This window comes from Cohnella thailandensis (assembly GCF_014212135.1).
Lineage (GTDB): Bacteria > Bacillota > Bacilli > Paenibacillales > Paenibacillaceae > Cohnella > Cohnella thailandensis.
Map to the genome: position 1 here is coordinate 85,431 of NZ_JACJVQ010000024.1, position 21,840 is coordinate 107,270.

Sequence of the window (21,840 nt, forward strand, 5' to 3'; positions counted from 1 at the left end):
TTCCTTTGATTTTCGATATTTGATCCTTCAGGTTTGTACGTATTATGGGTCGCGAGGGTTGTGAAATGGAGAAAAGATTCAAGGTAACTACAATTTCTCAATACTTGGATGTTATTAGAGAGAATAATTTTTCCGAATATATTTATCGTGGTCAAAATGAAGCTTATTATGGAATTGAAGCGAGTGGGTTCAGGCCTTATAAAGGCGGTTGGAATTCGGACGTTTTTTATAATATAGACGAAATGAAAAAGGAATACTACTACAAAGTAATTCGCAGAATCACATCGGACGAGAAAGTTCATTTTTTAGCATTTTGTCAGCATCACGGCCTGCCAACAAACTTGGTTGACTTTACAACATCGCCGCTTATTGCTTTATTTTTTGCATGCAGCGGTAAAACTTCCAGTAACTCCACTAGTGCTGAAATATACTTATTAGGCAAACAGCGACTTGTTGATATAACAGATTTGATTACGGACTACCCCAATCAAAATTTTTTCGATCTTTTGTGCTTCGATAAGGAATTTCAAAGAAAGATACTTTCCAAGTTGGAATACCTCTTTGAGAAAAATAAGGTTGAGTATATAACATGGATAGATAATTTAATTGGTAGTTACATAAATAATAAAATGAACCTTTATGGAGAACCAATTGGGTCAGAAGATGATGATCTGGAAGAAGGGGAGGAAGAGGGAGAATCATTCGAGGATATACCCAACCTGATCAATTATAAAGGTAAGATAAAAGACGATTCTGATAATACAATAAGGGATCTGTATTATTATTTATTAAATGAAATAGAAGACGAAACTCTCACTTATAGTGATGTATATTACTTAGAGGATTTTGAAATAATCGGGGAACTTACCACCAATGTAGGAGCAAGAATTTATCTCGTTCTATTAGTTAACCTTTTACGTATCGCTTATGAGGTAGGAGAAAGGTTACTATTAGAACTAGATATATACTTTATTTATCAGCCACCTAATTTATTTGATAGAATAGTAAATCAAAGAGGATTATTTATTTATCAGCCATATATTTATTCTGTGGAAACCACCTATAATTTTGGAATACTAAATTATCAATCCATAATCCCGGACTACATAATTGAAATTGAACAATATGAAACTATCTTGGAAGAATTGAATATTTTGGGTATAAATCTGGAATCTATATATGGCGATTTTGATAATATTGCTAAATCTATTAAGTATAATAATGATCTAAGTTTAAAAAAGAGAAAGCAATTATATAATAAAAAGAGAATCTAGCAAGTTTTTGGACATTAATTGACTTCCTTTTCCACATCTTGCTTGACCCCTCTTAATTAGCGAAAATAGTGGCAATTGCGTCAATCTCGGTGCAGTCGAGTACTCCTAGTAGGTGGCTGTCTTACCGACGTAGCTACTGATTAAACTTTGGACAAATTAATCAAGTAGTGTAGAAAAGCGAACCATCGCCTAGAAGCCGATGGTTCGCTTAATCACTTATACTTATCGTAACATCGAATTTATTTTTCTGCGGAAAAAAATTAATATCCCGCAAAAGCATTTCGTTAGATCAAGACGAAGGTTGGAGTTGCAACGATCCGAAGGAGGACAGGGGTTCGACCGCGCGCAGGTCTGCGAAATTACGAGGCCCACGCAAAGGTACTCGGAATATGCTTCAGAGAATTCACTTCACTTTGTAGGGTGTAGAAACAAGCATGGCATCTGAATCAACCTCTGCACTTTTCATTCATTGAAAAAACCAGCCTAAATGAGCTAGCTTATACTTTTATAAGACTGAATTGTAACAAATGAAATATTATAAAAATCTCTTAGCCACTTCAGAAATCTTTTCCTTGTAAGTAAGTATATCCGACACAGAGCTAATCTTTACTGAAGTATTATTTTCATCGTTAAATGTTATTGTTTTGTTGTTATTATTTAAATATAACCTACACACCCACTTTCTAATGCTGTTATCTATTAGAATGTTGAAATAACTTAAGTTATCTCTATAGTGAATACGATCGGGGGCGATAATTTCTTGCAATAAAACTTTTACTGTAATGTATCCTTCAATCTCTTCAGCTGTAGTGACAACTTCTTGTTGCTCGGGTTCTACTGCAACTTGACTTACTGCTGTTTCAGCGACAGTCAGATCTTGCTCTTTAGTATTTGCTAATGCAGATTGTAGCTTATCATTCAACATATCATTAACAAATTCCTTAAATGATTTCTTTACAATCCCATTAAACTTTTCAATGATTTGCTTGGTCTTTTTTCCAGAGTAAACTTCAGAAAGAATGTAAGAAACAAATTCATCAGAAGGAATATCCCATTGAGTTCTGAGGAACTTTTTTATTTCATTGGTATATCTTAATTCTGCGGCAGTAGTATTAATGTTTTCGATGTTAAATTTATCTTTATGGAATTTACTAAGCTCAATTAGTTGATGATCCTTAATATCAAATAAGTTGAACTCAAAGAATGGTGTTGCATCCATCTTGTTTTGCTCATCTAGGTCGGTGAAAAACCTATAAATGATTCCATTTGTTAGAATAGCAAATTTTGCAGTTGTTGTTCCGAAATATCTGAATAATTGGGAATCGTGTTTGGTAAGGATATCCTGAATCGATTTTGCCTCAATTAATATGACAGGCTTGCCATCTTGTAGAATCGCATAATCAACCTTCTCCCCCTTTTTAATTCCAACGTCAGCAGTAAATTCAGGGACAAACTCTTCTGGGTTGAAAATGTCATATCCGAGAATTTGGAAGAATGGCAACATAACAGAAGTCTTTGTGGCTTCTTCTGTTTGAATATTATCTTTGATTTTTTGAATTCTCCTTGATAGAGCTTTGATTTGATCCACGAAGTTCTCCATTCCGCATTACCTCCAAATATCAAATTTATGTACATGATACTAACAATTACAAATTATTATAATTCATTCGGGAGGATATGCCTATTATCTGTAGGTAATTTAACTTATTACTAATATACTGCGGCTTTTCTTTGCAGGTATTTCCTCCTGATTTGGCGAATCCTAGAAGATATTGTGTCTTATATATCTATTAAGTTACGGGGATAGTTCTATTGAAACGCGGATGAGGACAGCAGAGGTGAACACTTATGTGGGAATCTATATCTAAACTTATAGGAGCTAATTCGACAGCAGTACTTGTCATTACTATCATTGGGACATTTTCTGTATGGTTATATAAAGAGTTTAGAACAATGAACAAGGAGGATTTTAAGAGCAGAATTGCTTTGATTAATAAGAAAATTGAGATGTATTCGAAACTTGAAGCTGCAATCGCTGCTGTTCTAAACCAGAAAGATACAACTCAGGCAAAAAGCAATCTGTATGAAAAGTTTGGTGAATATAGTCCATTCTTTAGTGATGATGTTCGTAGGATAATGCGTGATTACTACAAACAGAATGATAATGGTTATTTGTATTCATTACTTGCCTTTACCGAAGTGGAAGTCAAATTGTTGGAGAATGAGAAGCACTCCCTATCAGCAAATGATTCTTCCACAGATGTTATGGATGCGATAAGAAGACTCATTAGACCCCTAAGTCCAATTATGATGATATGGTTATTTACGGTGTTCATGCTTTTCTTCTATTCGAATTTTATGCGAGAACAAGACTTATTTTCCCGACTTGTAATTGTGATAATGTTTTTCTCATGCTTCTTTTCACTCATCTTAATTTTTGTACTAGTGTCATTAGGGATGGATAATAATTTGAGGAAATTAGGATGGCGTCGTTGGCTATATATTGTTGGGATTTCCATGGTTCCATGGGCAGAAGTAATATTTACAGACTTGGCTTTGCTGTTTGTAGGGATTCAAGCATTCTCGCTATTTATGTTTATTAGAGAGAAGAAGAGAAAAACAGTAAATATAATTCTGATTAAATAAAAAACACCTGGAGAGATCACAATGGCGCTTTCTAAAGAACTGGCAACTATTTTTCGAGTAAAGCAAAAATCATATAAGATGGTACTCGTTCTAGCTATGATTAAGCAGTCGAGACTTCAAAATATCAAACGGTTAAGTTTGAATAAGGTTGCCGAGTTATTCATCAAGTATTACACAGAAGCATCTGCCCATGGTCTTCAGATAGATGTGCCACCTGCTGCATTAGCATCTAACTGGAATCGAGTAACACTCGCTCAGGCTAAGATAGTGATGAAGACTCCGATTGATGCTCTATCTTCAATCATTGAATGCAATCAAGACGAGATCTCATTTAAGCCACACATATGGGCGATGTTAGACGATACTACATTAATTGAACTCGAGCAGTATGCCCTGACTGAACTTGAAGACTACAATAACCAACTAGCTGCTTCTTCGTTTTCCCTTAAAGACGCGTTATCCCATATACTGAATCAGTATCAACAGGCCAAAGCGGAGAGTTTTTCAAATCACGAACTCGGTACTTATGTACGTCGTGCTATCCCGGACAATATAAAGGTTTTGCCCTTTCTTAATGAAAACTATAGAGTCCAGGGATCAGTCGGACAAGGCAATTGGGCGACTATTCCTTGGATAGCTATATTAGATAAGCGAATTACAGAAACAACTCAACACGGGGAATACATAGTGTATCTTTTTGCCGAGGATATGAACTCGGTTTATTTGACGTTTAATCAAGGGGTTACAAAGCCGACTAAAGAGCTTGGACGGAAAGAAGGCTATCGCTATTTAGAGCGGAAAGTGGAAGAAATGAGGTCGCAATTACCACTTAAGGGAATGCGTAAGGATTCAGAGATAGAGTTAACTTCAAGCGGCCTCGGTAAAGATTATCAAGTATCGACTGTTGCCTACATACGATACGATCGCGATCATATTCCTGCTGATGAGCAGTTGCTTTCAGACCTACAGAACATGGTAGAGAACTATAGACTATATGTTGAAAATGGACTTTATAACACCTCAGCTCCAGAGCAACGAGAAGTGGAGGAGAAGACTAGAGTGACGTTGAGCGTATCGGAAAGAATAGCGGCTATTCAAAGCTTTATAAAGAACAAAGGATTCTCTTTTCCCAATAAATTATTAGAAAACTTTTACCTCTCCCTAAAAACCAAACCCTTCGTCATCCTAGCCGGTGTATCTGGAACAGGGAAGACTAAACTCATTAAACTTTTTGCTGAAGCGCTAGGAGCAACGAGCTCAAACGGCCAATTTACTCTTATTCCTGTACGACCAGACTGGAGCGACCCTTCCGATCTTCTCGGTTATAAGGATCTATCCGGAGTCTTCCGTCCAGGACGGTTGACCGAAGTTCTTGTGGGGGCATCTCAACCAAGCAATCAACAAAAGCCATATTTTATCTGCCTGGACGAAATGAACTTGGCTAGGGTAGAGCATTATTTCAGTGATCTACTCAGCATTATCGAGACTCAGGAATGGCGCGATGACCGTATCGTTACGAATTCATTTTTCCACCTGAACTCTCTACAAGGAGAGGATCAACTACGTTATGGCAATCTTCATTTGCCGGATAATGTGTACTTGATCGGCACCGTGAACATGGACGAGACGACGCATCCTTTTAGCAAAAAGGTGCTTGATCGCGCCAACACAATTGAATTTAACTATATCAATTTGGAGCAGTATCCCGACTTGGACAACAGTGATACAGGCGCAGTAGTTGTTCAAGCGCCAAATGAGTTCATGAGAAGTGATTATTTGCAGCTAGTCGACCTCTATAAGGATGAGCCGGAACTTATAAAGAGGGCGACCGAGAAGCTTGTTAAAGTCAATGAAATCCTCGAGAAAATCCATTCTCATGTCGGCTTCCGGATTCGGGATGCGATTTGTTTTTACCTTGCGTATAACCAACGCTTTGAACTTCTGACAGAAGATGAAGCATTTGATTTACAGCTTCTTCAGAAGATTTTGCCGCGTGTACAAGGAAGCAATCTTTCGGTTAAGCGCGTGTTGTTGGAACTTATGGGAGTTGCACTAGACCGGACAATCGCAGCAGATAATTACTTAGACGATTCAACTGAGTTGTACCAAGAGGCAATCAGTCAGAAGGCAGGGGCATCCGCCAAGTACCCGAACAGCGCACGCAAAATTGCTTACATGTTGCGGAGGTTAGAGGAAGATGGATTCACTTCCTATTGGCTCTCCTAATCAGACGGTTGAGTTGCTCCGCATAGAAACGGATTTGTTCACTTTGTTTTTGCAGGGAAAGCCGTTCCATCCTACGGTTGAATCGATGCAATTACATCGAACGGAGGACCAGAGGCTTCTTCAGGCGCATCTACAAGTGGCGTCTTTAACTTCTCGGATGAATGTTGAGCAGGTATTAACTTATAACCCCGAGATTAATGCGTTAATGGATTGGGGCAATGGTATTAATTCTTATCCCGTTTTCTTTGAGACTCAGGAGTATTCCTTAGTTATCGAGAAGAAGCAAACGGAGGAACTAGCCTTCTACCACGAGAACGTCAAACTTAGACAAGCGATCAAACCTTTGGGGAGTAATCTTCTGACGGGGATTTTGAAATTCCAGAACGAAGTTGGTCTAACGGAGTTGGAGATTCGGTGGAATGGTCAACCTGCGCTACGTATCCAAATTGAAATCTACCCGTCCAAAATGGACTATAAAACGGACTACCAAATGATTTTAAATGATGTGAACAAACAGATTTATAATCTGTCTTTTGATTTTTTACGTAAAACTTATCATCTTACGGGACTGCGAGAAACACGAAATCAAAGCTTAGCGGAGTACTTTACGATCCTACAGCATGTATTTCGCCAGTTGGTTCAAGCGGTGGAACGAATAAGCATGGCTCCTCATTCCAAACACCATAAGGAGTATAAAATAACGGAGGCTTCTCGAGCTCGACAGGCGGCAAAGGATACGATTGCTTATCTTCACCGAAATCCTCATCTGTTAGTGGCAGATTCCAAGTTAGGTTTTATCCCGGCGAATGGAGAACGGTATTATCCGACACACGTGCGGCAAGCAAAGCGACAGATAAACTACGATACGAACGAAAATCGATTCATTCGATGGGTTCTAGTTCGAATCTCCAAGAAGCTATCGGAGATGAAGACGCGGCTTGCTCATCAGGAGCGGTATCAAGACCCTGAGCTTACCCGGAAGATAGCCGATATGCAAACTCAGTTACAGCGGTTGTTGAAATTGGATTTTCTGAACGTCAGCGAGATGAACCAGTTAACCGTAACCCTGGTGCTTCAGATGGCACCGGGATATCGAGATGTATACCGAAACTATCTCATGCTTATGAAGGGTCTATCCATTCAAAGCGATTTATTCCGGCTATCGATGAAGGATCTTGCTCAATTATATGAGTATTGGTGTTTCTTAAAGATTCACGAGTTGCTTAGCCGCAAATATGAGCTCTTGCAACAAGACATCATTAAGGTTGATAGAACAGGTATATTCGTTAAATTGGACAGGGGCCATAATGCCACGATGAAGTACCGCAACTCAAGGAATGGAGAAGTGTTTACACTCTATTACAACTCGTTGCCGAGCGGGGAGAAGACACCGACAGTAGGACAAAGGCCAGATAACATCTTAACCCTTAAGAAGAACGATTCGGCTCATGAGTATAAATATATTTTTGACGCGAAGTATCGTTTGAATCCGGCTTATGAAGGAACCCCGTATCACCGGGATTACAAAAATCCGGGACCAGAAGAATCCGATATTAATACCATGCACCGTTATAGAGATGCAATTGTATATGAGGATGGCAACGGAAGAGAGCTAGAGCGTAGTATGTTTGGGGCGTACGTGTTATTTCCCTACCATGATGAAGAGAAATTCCGTGAGCATAAGTTTTATAAGAGTATTGAACTGATTAACGTTGGGGCATTCCCGTTCCTTCCGAACTCGACGAACCTCATGGAAGCTTTCCTTGACGAAATCATTATGGACAGCCCGGAGAAAGCTTATGAACGCTCAACTCGGCCTCGGGGAACTAAGGATTATTATCGAGACAAGTTTTCAGGTAAAAATATGTTGGTTGGGTCACTTAGGGGTCCAAGTCAGCTTGAGGATGCTCTTCGTTATGGCTTTTACCATGTACCATTAAAGAATATTTCTGATCATAAAGTATTAACGCAGCTAGAATACGTGGCGCTCTATCAATCACGGGAAAAATTTAAACAACCAGAGCACACCGGAGTGCAATGGTATGGTCGCATTGTAGATTGGAAAGTTCTTCAGCGCAAGGAGATCACAGAAAGGCCTCCTCGCGTGGGCTCGGAAGAGAAACTTTACGTCAAATTTATCGTGGAAAAGTGGTTGAAGCGGCAGACTCCTATTATCCCTGGCGGGCAAGGGATATACACGTTGCTCTATACCTCGAAATACTTGTTCGATCGGGCAAGAGAACTTGCTGAACTTCGCTTGGAGGCCGAAGAAGACTTAGCTCTGTGGCGGGAGAAGCGTCGGTTAGGTCCAGTGATCGTTGAATTGGATCATGAGCAAGTGGACTTGGCCGAATTGGTAAAAGGGATTTGGCTTAGGGAGTAGAGAACAAAATTCGGAGGAGACATGAAAAACTTCGCAGAAGAACTAGCCTATTGGTACTTACGGTTTAACGGATTTTTTCCGTTGCCTAACTTTGTATTGCATCAGCGGGACCTGCAAAGTCATCAAAGTGCCGATGCAGATCTCCTAGGTATTAGGCAAAAGTATGTCTTGGAAGAGGTCGGCGGAACTCATCAAGATAGTTGTTTATTTAAACATTTTGGGAACGAGCTTTATCATATTGGAGTTATCTGTGAAGTGAAATCGGCTGGGATGGTTAGAACTAGAGATATTCTAATGGCCAGAGAAGACCGTCTCCGTTATGCTCTGAAGAGAATCGGCTTCTTCTCCGAAAGCAAAGTTGAGGAGCATCTGAATGTTCTCAGAACAGAAAAAGTTACTTTCGGAAGATTTCACGCAGTAGGGAAGGTCTTATTTACTGCACGACCCTTTCAATTAGAGGACTGGATCTGTATTACTCTTAAGCAAGCTGAGGACTTTATTGTGAATAGAATTCGACAGTTTCCCGTTGAAAAGGGCGGTGCTAAACACTTCTTTGATTCGGAACTGTTGCAGTATCTGATATGGAAGAACACAAGATGATACTCCTCCAGGGATGATTCAGGTAGCAAAAAGGTTATTGTATAGAGACTAAGTGAAAGGAGACTCACCCATGCAAACATTCATCGTACTAGGAAGCATTCTAATGGCCATCGCGGTTGCGGTGGGAGCGTTCGGGGCGCATATGCTGAAGAGCAAGCTGGAGCCGGACAAGCTGAAAGTATACGAGGTTGGCGTGCAGTATCATCTTATCCATGCGCTGGGCTTGGTAGGGGTTGGCCTGCTGGTTGGCCAATATCCAGAAGAAGGTCTGATCGAGCTCGCGGGTTGGTTTATGCTGGCGGGGATTGTTCTGTTCTCCGGAAGTCTGTATGTGTTGAGCATGAAGAGAGTTCGGCTGTTGGGCCCGATTACCCCGCTTGGCGGTTTGTCCTTCATAGTCGGCTGGGTGCTAGTCGCCTTGGGAGTCCTGTAGCAGCTAGCTAAACGGTACGATAATCATTCCTTTCTCACGATTGCGTTATACCGCCATATCTCGAAAAAAGCTGACAACGGATGCGTTCCGTCGTCAGCTTTTTTCGATTCAGAAAATGTTCAGATGGATGACCTACAATCATTTGTTGATGAACGTACGATAGAAGGGAGAAATATTCTTGCGGAAGTACGCGAAGATCTTAGTGAGTGCTTTGCTGATTATTGCGCTTCAGGCGGGGCCTGTATCCTCCATGTTCCTTGCCTATGCAGCGGGCAATGACGTAACAGATCAAGTCGCTTCTCAGTTTATTACAGGTGTGGATCTTAAAGAGAAAACGGGGGCGCCCGTAGAAAATGAAGTTACGCTGGTAGGTCAGCAAGATATCGACACGTCGACGCAGTTTTATTTGTGGTACGACTTTACCGTGCCTAATGTTCACTCTATCGAAGCGGGAGACTACATCGAAGTTGATGTGCCCCAAGCCCTTGTTTTCCCTGGCGGCGGTGGTACCATTCCATTGCCTGATCTAGTCACGGAAGACGGAGACACTATAGCGCAAGCTTATCTGGATCCGGGCAATAAAATAAGGCTTGTGTTCACAAGCGCCATAGAAACGTTATCGAACGTCGGCGGCGCCTTCTATATCGCGGGCAGTTTCGATCCGAGCGCCATAAATACGGATGGCAGCGACACCGATATTAATTTCACCGTACCGCAGAGAACGGTAACGCTGTCGTTTAAGGCAGCCCCTCCTCCCGAGCCGGAGCCGGTCACCGTCACGAAAGACGGTGCAATTACGAACGGAACGAGCATCGAATGGAAAATCACCGTGGATAAAGCCGATTTTAGCGCCACGAATGTGGTAGAGAATGCGGTGCTGACGGATGTTATTCCAGCAAGCCAAAGCCTCGATATATCCTCGATCGAAGTGAATAATGCGGCTCCTGATGCCAGCGACATCTCCTTGGTAGGCAATACGCTAAATCTATCGCTAGGCACCCTTTCGTCGAAGCAAGAGATCACGTTCGTTACCACTCTCACGGAGCAGGCCTTGCTAGACGCTTTGACCGCTGGCCAAACCTCGATCGACGTAACGAACGACGCGCTGCTAACGCATGACGGTAACCAAACCACCCCTGCAGATCACCCTAAGACGGTTACGATCCCCCTTAATATTTTGAGCAAATCCGGCAATTACCTTCCAACTACAACCGTTAATAATACCAAGAACATAGAGTGGACGATTGTCGTCAACGAGGATGAGTTAACGTTCGACAATGCCGTCATTGAGGATAAGCTGCCTAGCGGTCTTACCTTCATAGCCGGATCGGAGACGATTACGGGCGCAACCGGCGTCACGCCAACGGTGAACGGATCGGACGTTACGTTTAATCTTGGAAATATTACGGGCAAGGTTACGATTAAGTACCTAACGGAGATCGATCCGGCACGGTTTACGGCTAACGGTTCTTATACCTTTAACAACACCGCCGTGCTTAAGTGGGATGGTCTTACCGGAACGGGGATATCCAGAGGGGCCAATGTCGGCGTTGGAAGCAACCTGTTTACGAAGTCCGGAGCAGGCTACAACCGATCCAACGGCGTCATCTCCTGGTCGATGGTGATCAATAATGAGAGCATCAATCTAGCGGCACCAACGATTACGGACACCATTCCGAATAACCAGCAATACATGGAAGGCTCTGCCAGAATCGTAGACCATCAAGGTAATGTTTATTCGGGCGGGACGCTCGATTATGATACGGCGACCAAGACGTTGAGCTACGCGTTCAATTCGGCAATCAACTCGAAGTATGTCCTTACTTTCGATACCAAGCCGGTTAGCACGGAGAACATTACCTCGAACAGCAGCGGTCAGTTTACGAATAAGGCTACCTTTACTAGCGGGTCGATTGCCTTTGACAGCACGGGGACGCAGTCCTTCTCAAGCAATGTCCTTCGCAAGGAACAAGCGGGCTACAATATTTCCAATCGTCATGTGACATGGAGATTTATCGTGAACGAGAACGGCGATACGACTCCAAGCAGCAATGCTGGCGCTCTTGACCCAAGCTTCTATCAAGCCAACCCGCTGACTAACGTTGTGATTACGGATGCCATTCCGGCGGGTCTTGCCTATGCGGGCAACTTCAGCATTGTCGATAGTCTCGGAGCGGATGCAAGCAGCTTAGTAACGGTTAATGAAGACAATGGAGTCGTAACCGTCTCCTTCAACCAGCCGATTACCAAGAAGTATGTGATTCTATTCGACACTCAAATCGTTGACGAATCGCATTTTACCGTGAAGGACAGCAGCCTTAACAATGGCAACTTCAGCATTACCAATGAAGCTACGTTAACCCATAACGGGACAACCAAGACGAACAAGATGTCTGCCACGCAAGAAATCAAAAACCGCATCGTTAGCAAAATGGGCATTCCGACCACGTTCGGCAATAAGTATATCGATTGGGTCGTCTACCTGAACTCGAATGCGGTCAATCTGAATTCGTTGTTGAACGTAGATAGCTTCTGGCTGATTGACAATTTGCAAGAAGGTCTGGAGCTGGATACGACAAGCGTATCTCTGATAGCCTATGACCAAGCGGTTAACCTGCCGAATTCGCTTCCGGCTAGCGGAGATGACGGATTAGGCGCCGGCAGGGCTATTTCGCTGGATGGCAGTCATATTAAATACGATGCGACAACTAGACAGTTCAGATTCAACTTTCCGGGCGATATCGCTACGGCTTACAAGCTTTCGTTCCGTACTTACGTAACCGAAAGCGTGGTTTCGGGGGCTCAATTCTCTAATGGCATCAATCTATTCGGTTCCAAGAACGGTACACCGGTTAATATCGATAGCGCCTATCAATCCAGCGATGCTCGTCAAGTGACTTTCCTGGAAGGGGGCAGCTTGGGATATGGCAACCTAGGCAAACTTATCGTTAACAAGGTAGACCTGGAGGATACGAATAAGAAGTTATCGGGCGCCACATTTGCGTTGTTCGATCGATTCGGGAATAAAGTTCAAGAGAAGGCGACCGTAGATGGCGAGCTGGAATTTAACCGTATCAAAATCGACTTGCCCTACTATGTCAAAGAGGTAGAAGCCCCGACGGGTTATCTGCTGAGCGGCGACGTGAGCGTGGATGGGACCGCGGCAACGCCTACCGGAACAAGCGCGGTGGTAGCGGATGCCATTGAAGCGCAATTGGATTCGGCAACCAATCAGAAGTCGATGGAACTCATCTTTAAGAACCAAAAGATTAAAGCGAATATCCAGTTCGTGAAGCAAAATGAAGCCGGCGACGCGCTGGCCGGCGCGCAGTTCGGACTGTTCGAACGCGGGGCGTCCGCAAGCTCTGCGCCATTGGCGACAGCAACGAGTACAAGCTCGGGTGTCGTATCTTTTACGGATGTCGTCTATGGACAGTATGATATCCGTGAAATTTCGGCGCCCGTCGGCTATCGCACCTTAACGGGCGTGGTCCATGAGGTAGAGGTCACCGCCCAGGACCATGGACAAACGTTGAATCTCGCACCGGTTGCGAATGAATTAATTAAAGCCAATATTAAGTTCGTGAAGAAAAACACTCTAGGAGCCGGTATAGCGGGCGCCGAGTTCAGCTTGTATAACGACAATAATCAGGTAGTGGCAACAACCTTAAGCGCGGCCGATGGAACGGTAGAATTCAAGGATGTCTTGGCGGGGCAATATACGATTCGCGAGACGGCTGCCCCATTCGGTTATGTGCCGCTTACCGGCGTTATCGGAACGGCTACCATTACGGAAGCAGAGTATGGTACGACGATTCAGCTTGCCGATGTCACGAACGAGCTGATTCAATCGGATATCGAGTTCGTTAAGCACACGGAGAACAACCTGCCACTAGAGGGAGCAAGATTTGGATTGTACGGGGCCTCCGATGAGCTGGTACAGTCGCAGGTCAGCCAATCCGATGGCAAGGTTAAGTTCACGAATGTAGGTCAAGGCACCTACACCATAAGAGAAATCGAAGCGCCTTATGGTTATCTAACCGATAGCAGGGACATCTACAACGTAACGATAACGGCGAACGATCACCATCAAACGATCTCGCTTGCCCCGGTAGTCAATACGCTTATTAAGGCTGACATTGAATTCAAGAAGGTCGATGCGAAGGGGGATGGGCTGGCCGGCGCGGAATTCGTGCTGCTGGACGTTAACGATAGCGAAGCTGTCGTTCAGACGGTAACCAGCGGCTCCGATGGCCGAGTTGCGTTTACCGACGTTCATGAAGGCAAGTACTTGATCCGCGAGAAAACAGCACCGGTCGGGTATAACCCATTAACCGGCGACGTTGCGACCGTAGACATCGATGCGCTGAAGCATAATACGACCGTAACGCTTCCGGATGTAACGAACCAGATTATTAAAGGCGATGTCGAGTTTGTTAAGGTTGCTAAGTATACCGGCTTGCCTCTGGAGAATGCGCGCTTTGCTCTCTATGCGGCGGACGATACGACCTATGATCGCGAGATCGCAACCGTAACATCCGATGATCAGGGGATTGTTCGTTTCGAAGACGTGGAGTACGGAGACTATACCATTATCGAAGTTACTCCGCCTAGCGGATACAATCTCTCCAAGGACAAGCTGTCTGTGTCCGTTAGGCAAGAGGGTGAAACATATAGCCTTGGGAACTTCGAGAACGAACCGACACCTGCATCCATTATTATAGGTACAATCGAAGTAAAAAAGGTTAATGTCAACGGAGCTCCGCTTGCGGGCGCGAAGTTTGGTCTCTACGATTTACAAGGCGAGCTTGTAAAGGAAGCCGTTACGAACAGCTCGGGCATTGCTCGCTTCCTAGCGGTGCCGGCAGGCGCGTATACCGTTAAGGAGCTTGAAGCACCTGCTAATTATGTGAAGACGGACCGAGTAGAGAAGGCCGTTATTGCAACGATGAACAACGAGGTGAAGCTGACGTTCGTCAATGAACGCAGCGGCGATGCTCCTTGGCCGGACGTAATTGTTAACAAAGTCGACGATGCGGGCAAGCCTCTGGCAGGAGTAAAATTCGCCTTGTACAAAGCTTCCGATGCCTCATTGGCAACGCCAGTCGCGACGGGTACAACCAATTCGGAAGGCGTTGCGACGTTTAAGAACATTATTCCAGGCGAATATATCGTGAAAGAAATTCAAGCTCTCAAAGGGTATATTCTGACTAATACTACGTTGCCGGTAACCGTGACGGAAGAGGTTAAAGTCCATAATGCCGGCACCATGGTGAATAAGCTTATTCGCGGCGATATTGTCATTACGAAAGTGAATGAACGTAAGGAGCCGTTGCAAGGAGCCAAGTTCGGCTTGTATGATGGATCCGGTAAGCTAGTGCAATCTGTCGTAAGCAATAGCGAAGGAATCGCGAGCTTCAAGGGTATTCCTTACGGCACCTACCAGTTGCACGAACTGGTCGCACCTGAGTCTTATCAGAAGTCTACCGATAAAATAGCGATTACCATTACGGTTGACGGAGAAGTTCTGGCCTATTCGATCGTCAATAAGAAATCGAATGTGGCATCGGTAGGCAACGGCGGAACGCCGGGTCAGCAGGGTAACGGAAGCGACGATGAGGGAACTTCCGATGGCGGCGAGGCTAGTAATGGCAGCGTCGATGGCAATAGCGGCGACAATGGCGGCGGCGGAGATGCGGCAGCCGGAGTTGATTCGGAATTGCCGAAGACAGGAGACGCCATTGCTGCGATGATCTGGCTGTTTGTCGGCAGCGGAGTACTTATCCTCGCCTTGCTGGGAGTCGGTAGAAGAGTACGAAAACAGTAATTCCGTTTCTTGCAGAATGCGTACGTTCCTCGGAATGTACGCATTCCTTATTTGGCTGTTAGCTGAATTGAGGGATAGAATGGGGAAGGTAAAGGTCATTAGGCGAGTCTTGCTTGTTATTCTTATTGCCGTATTCGCGTACAGCGGCTATCGGATAGGGGTTTACCTGTATGACGGTTATGCAAGCGGCAAGTTGAACGATCGTATGAAGCAACAATATGAAGCTGCGCAGAAAATGCAGGAAGAGACGAACCCTTCCGGGCAGGGACAATTCATGGAGGAAGCGCAATCGAAGGCGAGCTATCAGCGACGATTCGATTCCTTGCTGGCGATCAATCCGGATATCGTAGGTTGGATTCGCATTGACGATACGGACATCGATTACCCCGTCGTGCAATCCGGCGATAATCAATATTACCTTAATCATAACGTGGAGAAGCAGCGGTCGCAGCGAGGCGCGATATTTATGGATTATCGATATACGGAGGAGAACGAGAACGCGCAATTGGTCATTTATGGTCATCATATGAAGGATGGCAGCATGTTCGGCGAGCTATCGAAATACAAGGACGCCGCCTATTATCAAGAGCACGATAAGATCGCTTTTGAAGGACTTAAGGAACCGGCGACCTATCAAATCTTCTCCGTTTATATTTATAGTCCCGAGAGTCGCTCCTTTGAATATGAGTTTGCAGATGCTCAGCAGTATCAAGCCTATCTGGATGCGATTAAGAGACAATCCTTGTACGATACGGGAGTTGAAGCGACCTCGGACGATCAACTTCTTACCCTGGTAACCTGCACCTATGAGGTTACCGATGCCAGATTAATTATTCATGCGAAGCGAGTACGGCTAACGGACGTGAGAGACGCTTAGAAGCGTAACCACACACTTTTAAAAATGTAACGGACATCTGCGACTCTTAGAGCTTGAGTTTCTAAGTAAAATGACCATTTTGGAGCTCTAAGGGTTCCTGGTGACCGTTAGAATTTTCGAAGGTAGGTTTGCGGTGTTTAAGCGTCGCTGATGTCCGTTAGAGTCGCAAAGAATAAGTTTAGCCGGTGAACTGGCAGTAATAACTCCAAACAAGCTGACGACGGAAGAGCTCCGTCGTCAGCTTGTTTCGTTTACTGGATCGAACCGGCGATTTGCAGGGCGCTGTCGGCCGACACGGGACCGATGATCGAATATTGAACACCGTCAACGGTCCAATAAAGCTCGACGAGCTCGGGCTGCTCGAACACGAACCCGTCCGCATCGCCGACTTGCACCGGGGTGAACAGATCGGTCGGGAACGCGGCGGTCATGCGGCTGGCCGAGAACGTCAACGTCTTATCGCCGGCCGTATACGTGAGGACGATATCTCTGGCGGGCTGTCCGGCTTCCCCGACCGCAACCATCTCCGTCAGCTCGAAGCCTTCCGGCGCGGCGGCGGGCAGCCGCAGGCCCTCGCCGAACGCCGCCTTCGCGTCTTCCGCGGAGCTTAGCGGAGTCGTAACGAGCGAAGAAAGCTCGGAGCCCGAGGCAGCCCCTGTCCCGCCGGACGGCTGGCTGGCGCTCGGCTGCCCGCCGGGATCCGCAACGGTCTGGTTCTGGCTCTGGTTCTGGTTCTGAACCAGCGCATACCCGGACCCGATCAAGATTGCGACCGCCACGACAGCGGCGCCGAGTCTCCAGCTTCGAGGCGCCAAGGAACGCCGTCCCGACTTGCTCATCTGCTTCTCCATCCGCATGCCTGAGTTCTCCGACGGCAATCCCGTCTGCTTCTCCACCCGAATCCCCTCCTTCTCCGTCGGCAACCCCATTGGCATTCTCGCTTTCGACCCGATCTTCTTTTCCATCCGCATCTCCTCTTTCTTCGTCTCCATCTTCAATTCTGCCTGGCCATCCGTCTCAATCGCCGCTTGCTCGCGGATTCTCTGCTTCGTTTGCTCGCTCAGTTCCATATTCGCGAATAACATCTCGTCCGACTCCTCTCTCAATCGCATTCGCAGCTTATGATCCGTATCGGTCATCGCTTGTGTCCTCCTTCATCTCCCTAGCCAGCGCTTCCCGAGCGCGGTGCAGGCGATTGCGCACGGTTCCTTCGGGAGTCGACGTCGCCTCCGAGATCTCCCGCGTGCTGTAATCCAGGTAATAGTACAAATACAACGCTTCCTGATACGGCAGGGGCAAGCGAAGCAGGTACTGAACAACTTCGCTTCTCTGCCATTTATCCAGCGCTTCCTCTTCTACGCTAATCGTTCGACCGAGCTCTACCCGGCTCAGATCGGCGGGCTGCTCCGTGAACATGCGGACGCCCATCTTGTCCCTGCATACGTTGACGGCGATCGTCGTCAACCACGTCTTAACGGAGCTCTCTCCCCTGAACGAGGTCCATGAACGGTAAGCCCTCAGGAACGTCTCTTGGCTGATATCCTCCGCCAGATGACGATCGCCGGTATAGAAATAAGCGGTGCGCAAGACCGTTGCGCCGTAACGTTCCATGAGCTGCTCCAAGGCTTCCGAAGGTTGCGGGGAGAAGTTGTCTTTGTCTCTCGAGCCGGCCGGCTTCACGGGATCATCACCTCCAACCTTATAGACGGCCTGAGCGCGAAATCCGCTGCATCCGTTCGAGTCCATTTCCCGGAAATCTAACGTTTGTTGACTGCGTTCTTATGTTTATGGTCTGGATCGGAGCGATCGAATTTCTATACAATTACATCAATTAGACGGATTCAGAGAAGCGTTTCACGAGCAAATGTAAGCGCGTACACACAAGGCGCGAACAAACGGAAAGGGGCGGTTCATATGGACACCAAGAGCGGACGCAGACGCTTGCGAACGCGCTGGCGCACGCAGGATACCGAGCTTACTCTGCTGGCGCTTCCGACGACCATCTGGTATATCCTGTTTTGTTTTCTGCCGATGTTCGGTCTCATTATCGCCTTTAAGGACTTCAAGATCCACGGCGGATTCTTAAGCAACGTCATCCACAGCGAATGGTCCGGCTTCAAGAACTTCGAATTCCTGTTCAAGTCGAACGACGCTTGGGTCGTGATCCGCAATACGCTGGGCTACAACGCGATATTCATCGTCCTGAGCATAGTGGTTCCCGTCGCGCTGGCGCTCATGATCGGTCAATTGCACAGCAGCAAAGCTGGCAAAGCCTATCAGACGATCATGTTCCTGCCCTACTTCCTCTCCTGGGTCGTTGTCTCCGCGATTGTCTGGGCTTTTCTAAGCTTCGATAAAGGGATCGCGAATCAATTCCTGGCGGACATGGGCAAGGATCCCGTGAACTGGTATATGGAGCCTAAGTATTGGCCGTACTTTCTCGTCTTTATGAATGTGTGGAAGGGCTTGGGGTACGGCATGGTGGTCTACCTGGCGACCATCTCCGGCATCGACAGCACGTACTACGAGGCTGCCGTCATCGACGGCGCGTCCAAGTGGCAGCAGGCGCGATACCTTACGTTGCCACTCATGAAGCTTGTCATCGTGATGATGTTCATCCTGGCCGTAGGCCGCATTTTCTATACGGATTTCGGTTTGTTCTTCCAAGTGCCGCGGGACTCCAACTCGTTGTTCAACGTGGCGACGACCATCGACGTTCTCGTGTACAAGCAGCTTAAGACCGCTACGGTAGGGATGGCTTCGGCGTCCGCGTTCGTCCAATCCGTGCTCGGCTGCGTGACCATTCTAACGGCCAACTGGATCGTTCGCCGCATCGATCCGGACAGCGCCATGATGTAAGGGGGAGCGGAAAATGAGCAAGAAAGCGGAGTATGCGACGGGCCTCGATAAGTTCAACCGGATCGGGAATGCCGCGAACGCGGGCTTCCACGCGATTTTTATCCTGCTGGCGTTGATCTGCCTCGTGCCCGTCCTGGTCGTGCTGTCCATCTCGCTATCCAGCGAGGATTCCATCCGCAACGACGGCTACCATCTCTTGCCGACGGCTCTCTCCGGAGAGGCTTATCAATATATTGCCGAACAGGGGCGGATGATCACCCGAGCCCTTGGCGTCTCGGTGCTCGTTACCGTCGTGGGTACCGCGTTGGGCGTGCTGCTGACGACTTCGATGGGCTATGTTCTCTCCCGGCCGAATTACAAGCTTAAAGGACTTCTGACTTGGGTCGTCTTTATTCCGATGGTGTTCAACGGGGGCCTGGTCTCCAGCTACTATATCAACTCGAATCTGCTTGGCCTGAAAGATACGGTTTGGGCGCTAATCTTGCCCCTGGCCGTCTCCTCCTTCAACGTCATCATCTGCAAAACCTTCTTCCGGAGCACGATTCCGGACGCGCTGATCGAATCGGCCGAGATCGACGGCTCGAGCCAGCTGCGCATCTTCTTCTCGATCGTGCTGCCGATCTCGCTGCCGGTGCTGGCCACCATCGGATTGTTCCTGTGCTTCTCCTATTGGAACGACTGGTTCCAGTCCATGCTGTACATCGACAACCAGAGCCTGTACTCGCTGCAGGCGCTGCTGAACAGCCTGATGACCAACGTGGACGCCCTGGCGAAGAACGCTTCCAGCATGGGCGTCAGCTATGCGGAGCTGGTCGCGACCATGCCTAAGGAATCCGCGCGCATGGCCGTTGCCATCGTCATCGTGGTTCCCGTGGCCATTGCCTACCCGTTCTTCCAAAAGTATTTTATCTCCGGCCTGACGGTAGGCGCCGTGAAGGGTTGACTCGCAATAAGCCGGGATCCATCCGGTTTATGATAACCGCCGGATGCTGTAGCCGGCGGGACAAAGAAGGATATCCAAAGAAAGATATCAAAGGGAGGAAATGTTTTATGGTGACGACTAGAAAGAAATGGCTTGCCATGGGAGCCGCGGCCGCGCTCCTGACGACAGCTCTTGCGGGCTGCAGCAATTCGAATTCGAATTCGGGATCCGAATCGAGCGCTCCGCCTTCCAGCTCCAGTCCTAGCGCCAGCTCGCAGCCTGAAGCGAGCAAGCCCGTCGATTCGGGCGAAGTGCCTACCCTGGTATGGTGGACGATCGGCGGCGTCGTGCCGGCTAACTTCGACAAGGCTATCGCGGCCATGAACGAGTACACGGCCGAGAAGATCGGCGTGAAGATCGACATCAAGGTAGCCAGCTGGGGGGACTGGGACACGAAGATCAATACCATCGTGAACACCGGCGAACCCTTCGACATCATGTTTACGAACAACAGCAAGTACAGCCAGCAAGTGGCCATGAACGCTTTCGCCGATATCACCGACCTGGTGCAGAGCGAAACTCCCGATCTCTATAACTTTATCCCTCAGAAGGTGTGGGACGGAACGAAGATCGGCGGGAAAATCTACTCCGTGCCGACGTACAAGGACTCTTCCCTGACGCAATATTGGGTGTTCGACGATAAGTACGTGCAGAAATACGGCATCGACGTCACCGGCGGCATCAAGACGCTGAAGGACCTCGACAAGCCGTTCCGCGACATGAAGGCTGGCGAAGGCAAGAGCTTCTACCCGCTGTCGCTCACCCAAGGCGACGGATTCAACGGATTCTTCAACGGCTACGACGATATGACGCTCGGTCTGCCGCCGGTCGGAGTGAAGGTGGACGACGCTTCCCGCAAGGTCGTCTCCGTGCTGGAGCAGCCGGACATCATGGAAGGTCTGAAGCAGCTGCACCAATGGTATAAGGACGGCATCATCAATCCGGATGCCCCGACCAAGACCGAAGCGGACAAGGGCCGTCCGTTCTTCGCGGCGCAGGCCTTCCCGGGCGCGGAAGCGAACTGGCAGATCACGGAGGGCGTCGAGAAGTACGATATGTTCCAGATCTTCGGGCCTATCTACACGACGAGCACGATCCAAGGCTCCCTGAACGCGATCTCGGCCAATTCGAAATATAAGAGCGAAGCGTTGAAGTACCTGCAGCTGGTCAACACCGATCCGAAGCTGCGCAACATGCTGGCCTTCGGCGAGCTGGGCGTCGACTTCGACAGCGTGGACGGCGATAAAGTCATCGAGCGCAAGACGGACACCTGGCCGCTGGCCGCGTATACGCAAGGAACGTTCTTCAACCTGGCCGTGACGAAGGGCGCTCCGGTCGATCAGTGGGAACAGGTTCGCAAGCTGAACGATCAAGCGACCTCTTCCGCGAACCTGGGCTTCGCGCTGGACATCAGCCAATTGAGCACCGAGGTGGCCAATACCAAGGCGGTATGGGATAAATACCGTTACGAGCTGATGACGGGCGCTTCCGATCCGGAGAAGATGGTTCCGAAGATCGTCGAGGAACTGAAGGCGGCCGGCATGGATAAGATCATGAGCGCCGCTCAAGAGCAAATCGCCGCTTATTTTAAATAAGAGTTAATCCTTGCGATCGATATCCAGGAGGCCCGAACGGAGAATGCCGTTCGGGTTTTCTGGCACCCATTGCGGGATTGCCAGAATCGACGACTCCGTTATATGGTGGAAGCAGTCGGGTGCGACCAAAGCCTATTT

14 protein-coding genes are annotated in these 21,840 nt (G+C 47.3%); 11 read left to right on the top strand and 3 right to left on the bottom strand.

The genetic code is table 11. The features are described 5' to 3' along the window. The first annotated feature begins 65 nt into the window (after positions 1-65). Positions 66-1,274, top strand: coding sequence for an FRG domain-containing protein (locus H7B67_RS26105; RefSeq protein ID WP_185122821.1), 1,209 nt, complete (start codon positions 66-68; stop codon positions 1,272-1,274). 535 nt (positions 1,275-1,809) lie between these two features. Here H7B67_RS26105 and H7B67_RS26110 read toward each other — a convergent pair. Further along, the gene (locus tag H7B67_RS26110; protein WP_185122822.1) at positions 1,810-2,874 is read right to left on the bottom strand and encodes a type I restriction endonuclease; all 1,065 of its coding nucleotides are present in this window, start codon (positions 2,872-2,874) and stop codon (positions 1,810-1,812) included. A gap of 248 nt (positions 2,875-3,122) precedes the next feature. On the opposite strand from H7B67_RS26110, the gene H7B67_RS26115 reads away from it, so the two are divergent. The 7 genes from H7B67_RS26115 (at position 3,123) to srtB (ending at position 16,266) form a co-directional block, all read left to right on the top strand. Further along, complete coding sequence (locus H7B67_RS26115) at positions 3,123-3,920, top strand: hypothetical protein (RefSeq protein WP_185122823.1); 798 nt, start codon at positions 3,123-3,125, stop codon at positions 3,918-3,920. A gap of 21 nt (positions 3,921-3,941) precedes the next feature. Continuing rightward, complete coding sequence (locus H7B67_RS26120) at positions 3,942-6,146, top strand: MrcB family domain-containing protein (protein WP_185122824.1); 2,205 nt, start codon at positions 3,942-3,944, stop codon at positions 6,144-6,146. Continuing rightward, on the top strand, positions 6,118-8,529 hold the full coding sequence (locus tag H7B67_RS26125; protein WP_185122825.1) for a restriction endonuclease-like protein: 2,412 nt from the start codon (positions 6,118-6,120) through the stop codon (positions 8,527-8,529). The genes H7B67_RS26120 and H7B67_RS26125 overlap by 29 nt, the downstream gene beginning before the upstream one ends. A 21-nt stretch (positions 8,530-8,550) precedes the next feature. Beyond that, positions 8,551-9,129, top strand: a complete 579-nt coding sequence (locus tag H7B67_RS26130) for a hypothetical protein (RefSeq protein ID WP_185122826.1) — start codon at positions 8,551-8,553, stop codon at positions 9,127-9,129. 70 nt (positions 9,130-9,199) lie between these two features. After that, positions 9,200-9,562 (top strand): DUF423 domain-containing protein, encoded by a 363-nt coding sequence (locus H7B67_RS26135; RefSeq protein ID WP_185122827.1) that lies wholly within the window; start codon positions 9,200-9,202, stop codon positions 9,560-9,562. Positions 9,563-9,740: 178 nt separating this feature from the next. Continuing rightward, positions 9,741-15,389, top strand: a complete 5,649-nt coding sequence (locus tag H7B67_RS26140) for a SpaA isopeptide-forming pilin-related protein (RefSeq protein ID WP_185122828.1) — start codon at positions 9,741-9,743, stop codon at positions 15,387-15,389. Positions 15,390-15,468: 79 nt separating this feature from the next. Then, the gene (srtB, locus tag H7B67_RS26145) at positions 15,469-16,266 is read left to right on the top strand and encodes a class B sortase (protein ID WP_185122829.1); all 798 of its coding nucleotides are present in this window, start codon (positions 15,469-15,471) and stop codon (positions 16,264-16,266) included. Positions 16,267-16,517: 251 nt separating this feature from the next. On the opposite strand, the gene H7B67_RS26150 is transcribed toward srtB, so the two are convergent. After that, positions 16,518-17,405, bottom strand: coding sequence for a hypothetical protein (locus H7B67_RS26150; RefSeq protein WP_185122830.1), 888 nt, complete (start codon positions 17,403-17,405; stop codon positions 16,518-16,520). Beyond that, positions 17,386-17,946, bottom strand: coding sequence for an RNA polymerase sigma factor (locus tag H7B67_RS26155; protein WP_342592490.1), 561 nt, complete (start codon positions 17,944-17,946; stop codon positions 17,386-17,388). The genes H7B67_RS26150 and H7B67_RS26155 overlap by 20 nt, the downstream gene beginning before the upstream one ends. A 234-nt stretch (positions 17,947-18,180) precedes the next feature. Here H7B67_RS26155 and H7B67_RS26160 point away from each other — a divergent pair, with 234 nt between their 5' ends. The 3 genes from H7B67_RS26160 (at position 18,181) to H7B67_RS26170 (ending at position 21,702) form a co-directional block, all read left to right on the top strand. Then, a complete protein-coding gene (locus tag H7B67_RS26160; RefSeq protein WP_185122832.1) occupies positions 18,181-19,125 on the top strand; it encodes an ABC transporter permease in 945 nt (314 codons plus the stop codon). A gap of 13 nt (positions 19,126-19,138) precedes the next feature. Further along, positions 19,139-20,068, top strand: a complete 930-nt coding sequence (locus tag H7B67_RS26165; protein ID WP_185122833.1) for a carbohydrate ABC transporter permease — start codon at positions 19,139-19,141, stop codon at positions 20,066-20,068. A gap of 107 nt (positions 20,069-20,175) precedes the next feature. Further along, a complete protein-coding gene (locus H7B67_RS26170) occupies positions 20,176-21,702 on the top strand; it encodes an ABC transporter substrate-binding protein (RefSeq protein ID WP_185122834.1) in 1,527 nt (508 codons plus the stop codon). The last annotated feature ends 138 nt before the right edge of the window (positions 21,703-21,840 follow it).

Bases quoted from the DNA above. Each gene is read 5' to 3' on its own strand.
- H7B67_RS26105 (WP_185122821.1), top strand. From the start codon at position 66: ATGGAGAAAAGATTCAAGGTAACTACAATTTCTCAATACTTGGATGTT.
- H7B67_RS26110 (WP_185122822.1), bottom strand. From the start codon at position 2,874: ATGGAGAACTTCGTGGATCAAATCAAAGCTCTATCAAGGAGAATTCAA.
- H7B67_RS26115 (WP_185122823.1), top strand. From the start codon at position 3,123: ATGTGGGAATCTATATCTAAACTTATAGGAGCTAATTCGACAGCAGTA.
- H7B67_RS26120 (WP_185122824.1), top strand. From the start codon at position 3,942: ATGGCGCTTTCTAAAGAACTGGCAACTATTTTTCGAGTAAAGCAAAAA.
- H7B67_RS26125 (WP_185122825.1), top strand. From the start codon at position 6,118: ATGGATTCACTTCCTATTGGCTCTCCTAATCAGACGGTTGAGTTGCTC.
- H7B67_RS26130 (WP_185122826.1), top strand. From the start codon at position 8,551: ATGAAAAACTTCGCAGAAGAACTAGCCTATTGGTACTTACGGTTTAAC.
- H7B67_RS26135 (WP_185122827.1), top strand. From the start codon at position 9,200: ATGCAAACATTCATCGTACTAGGAAGCATTCTAATGGCCATCGCGGTT.
- srtB (WP_185122829.1), top strand. From the start codon at position 15,469: ATGGGGAAGGTAAAGGTCATTAGGCGAGTCTTGCTTGTTATTCTTATT.
- H7B67_RS26150 (WP_185122830.1), bottom strand. From the start codon at position 17,405: ATGACCGATACGGATCATAAGCTGCGAATGCGATTGAGAGAGGAGTCG.
- H7B67_RS26160 (WP_185122832.1), top strand. From the start codon at position 18,181: ATGGACACCAAGAGCGGACGCAGACGCTTGCGAACGCGCTGGCGCACG.
- H7B67_RS26165 (WP_185122833.1), top strand. From the start codon at position 19,139: ATGAGCAAGAAAGCGGAGTATGCGACGGGCCTCGATAAGTTCAACCGG.
- H7B67_RS26170 (WP_185122834.1), top strand. From the start codon at position 20,176: ATGGTGACGACTAGAAAGAAATGGCTTGCCATGGGAGCCGCGGCCGCG.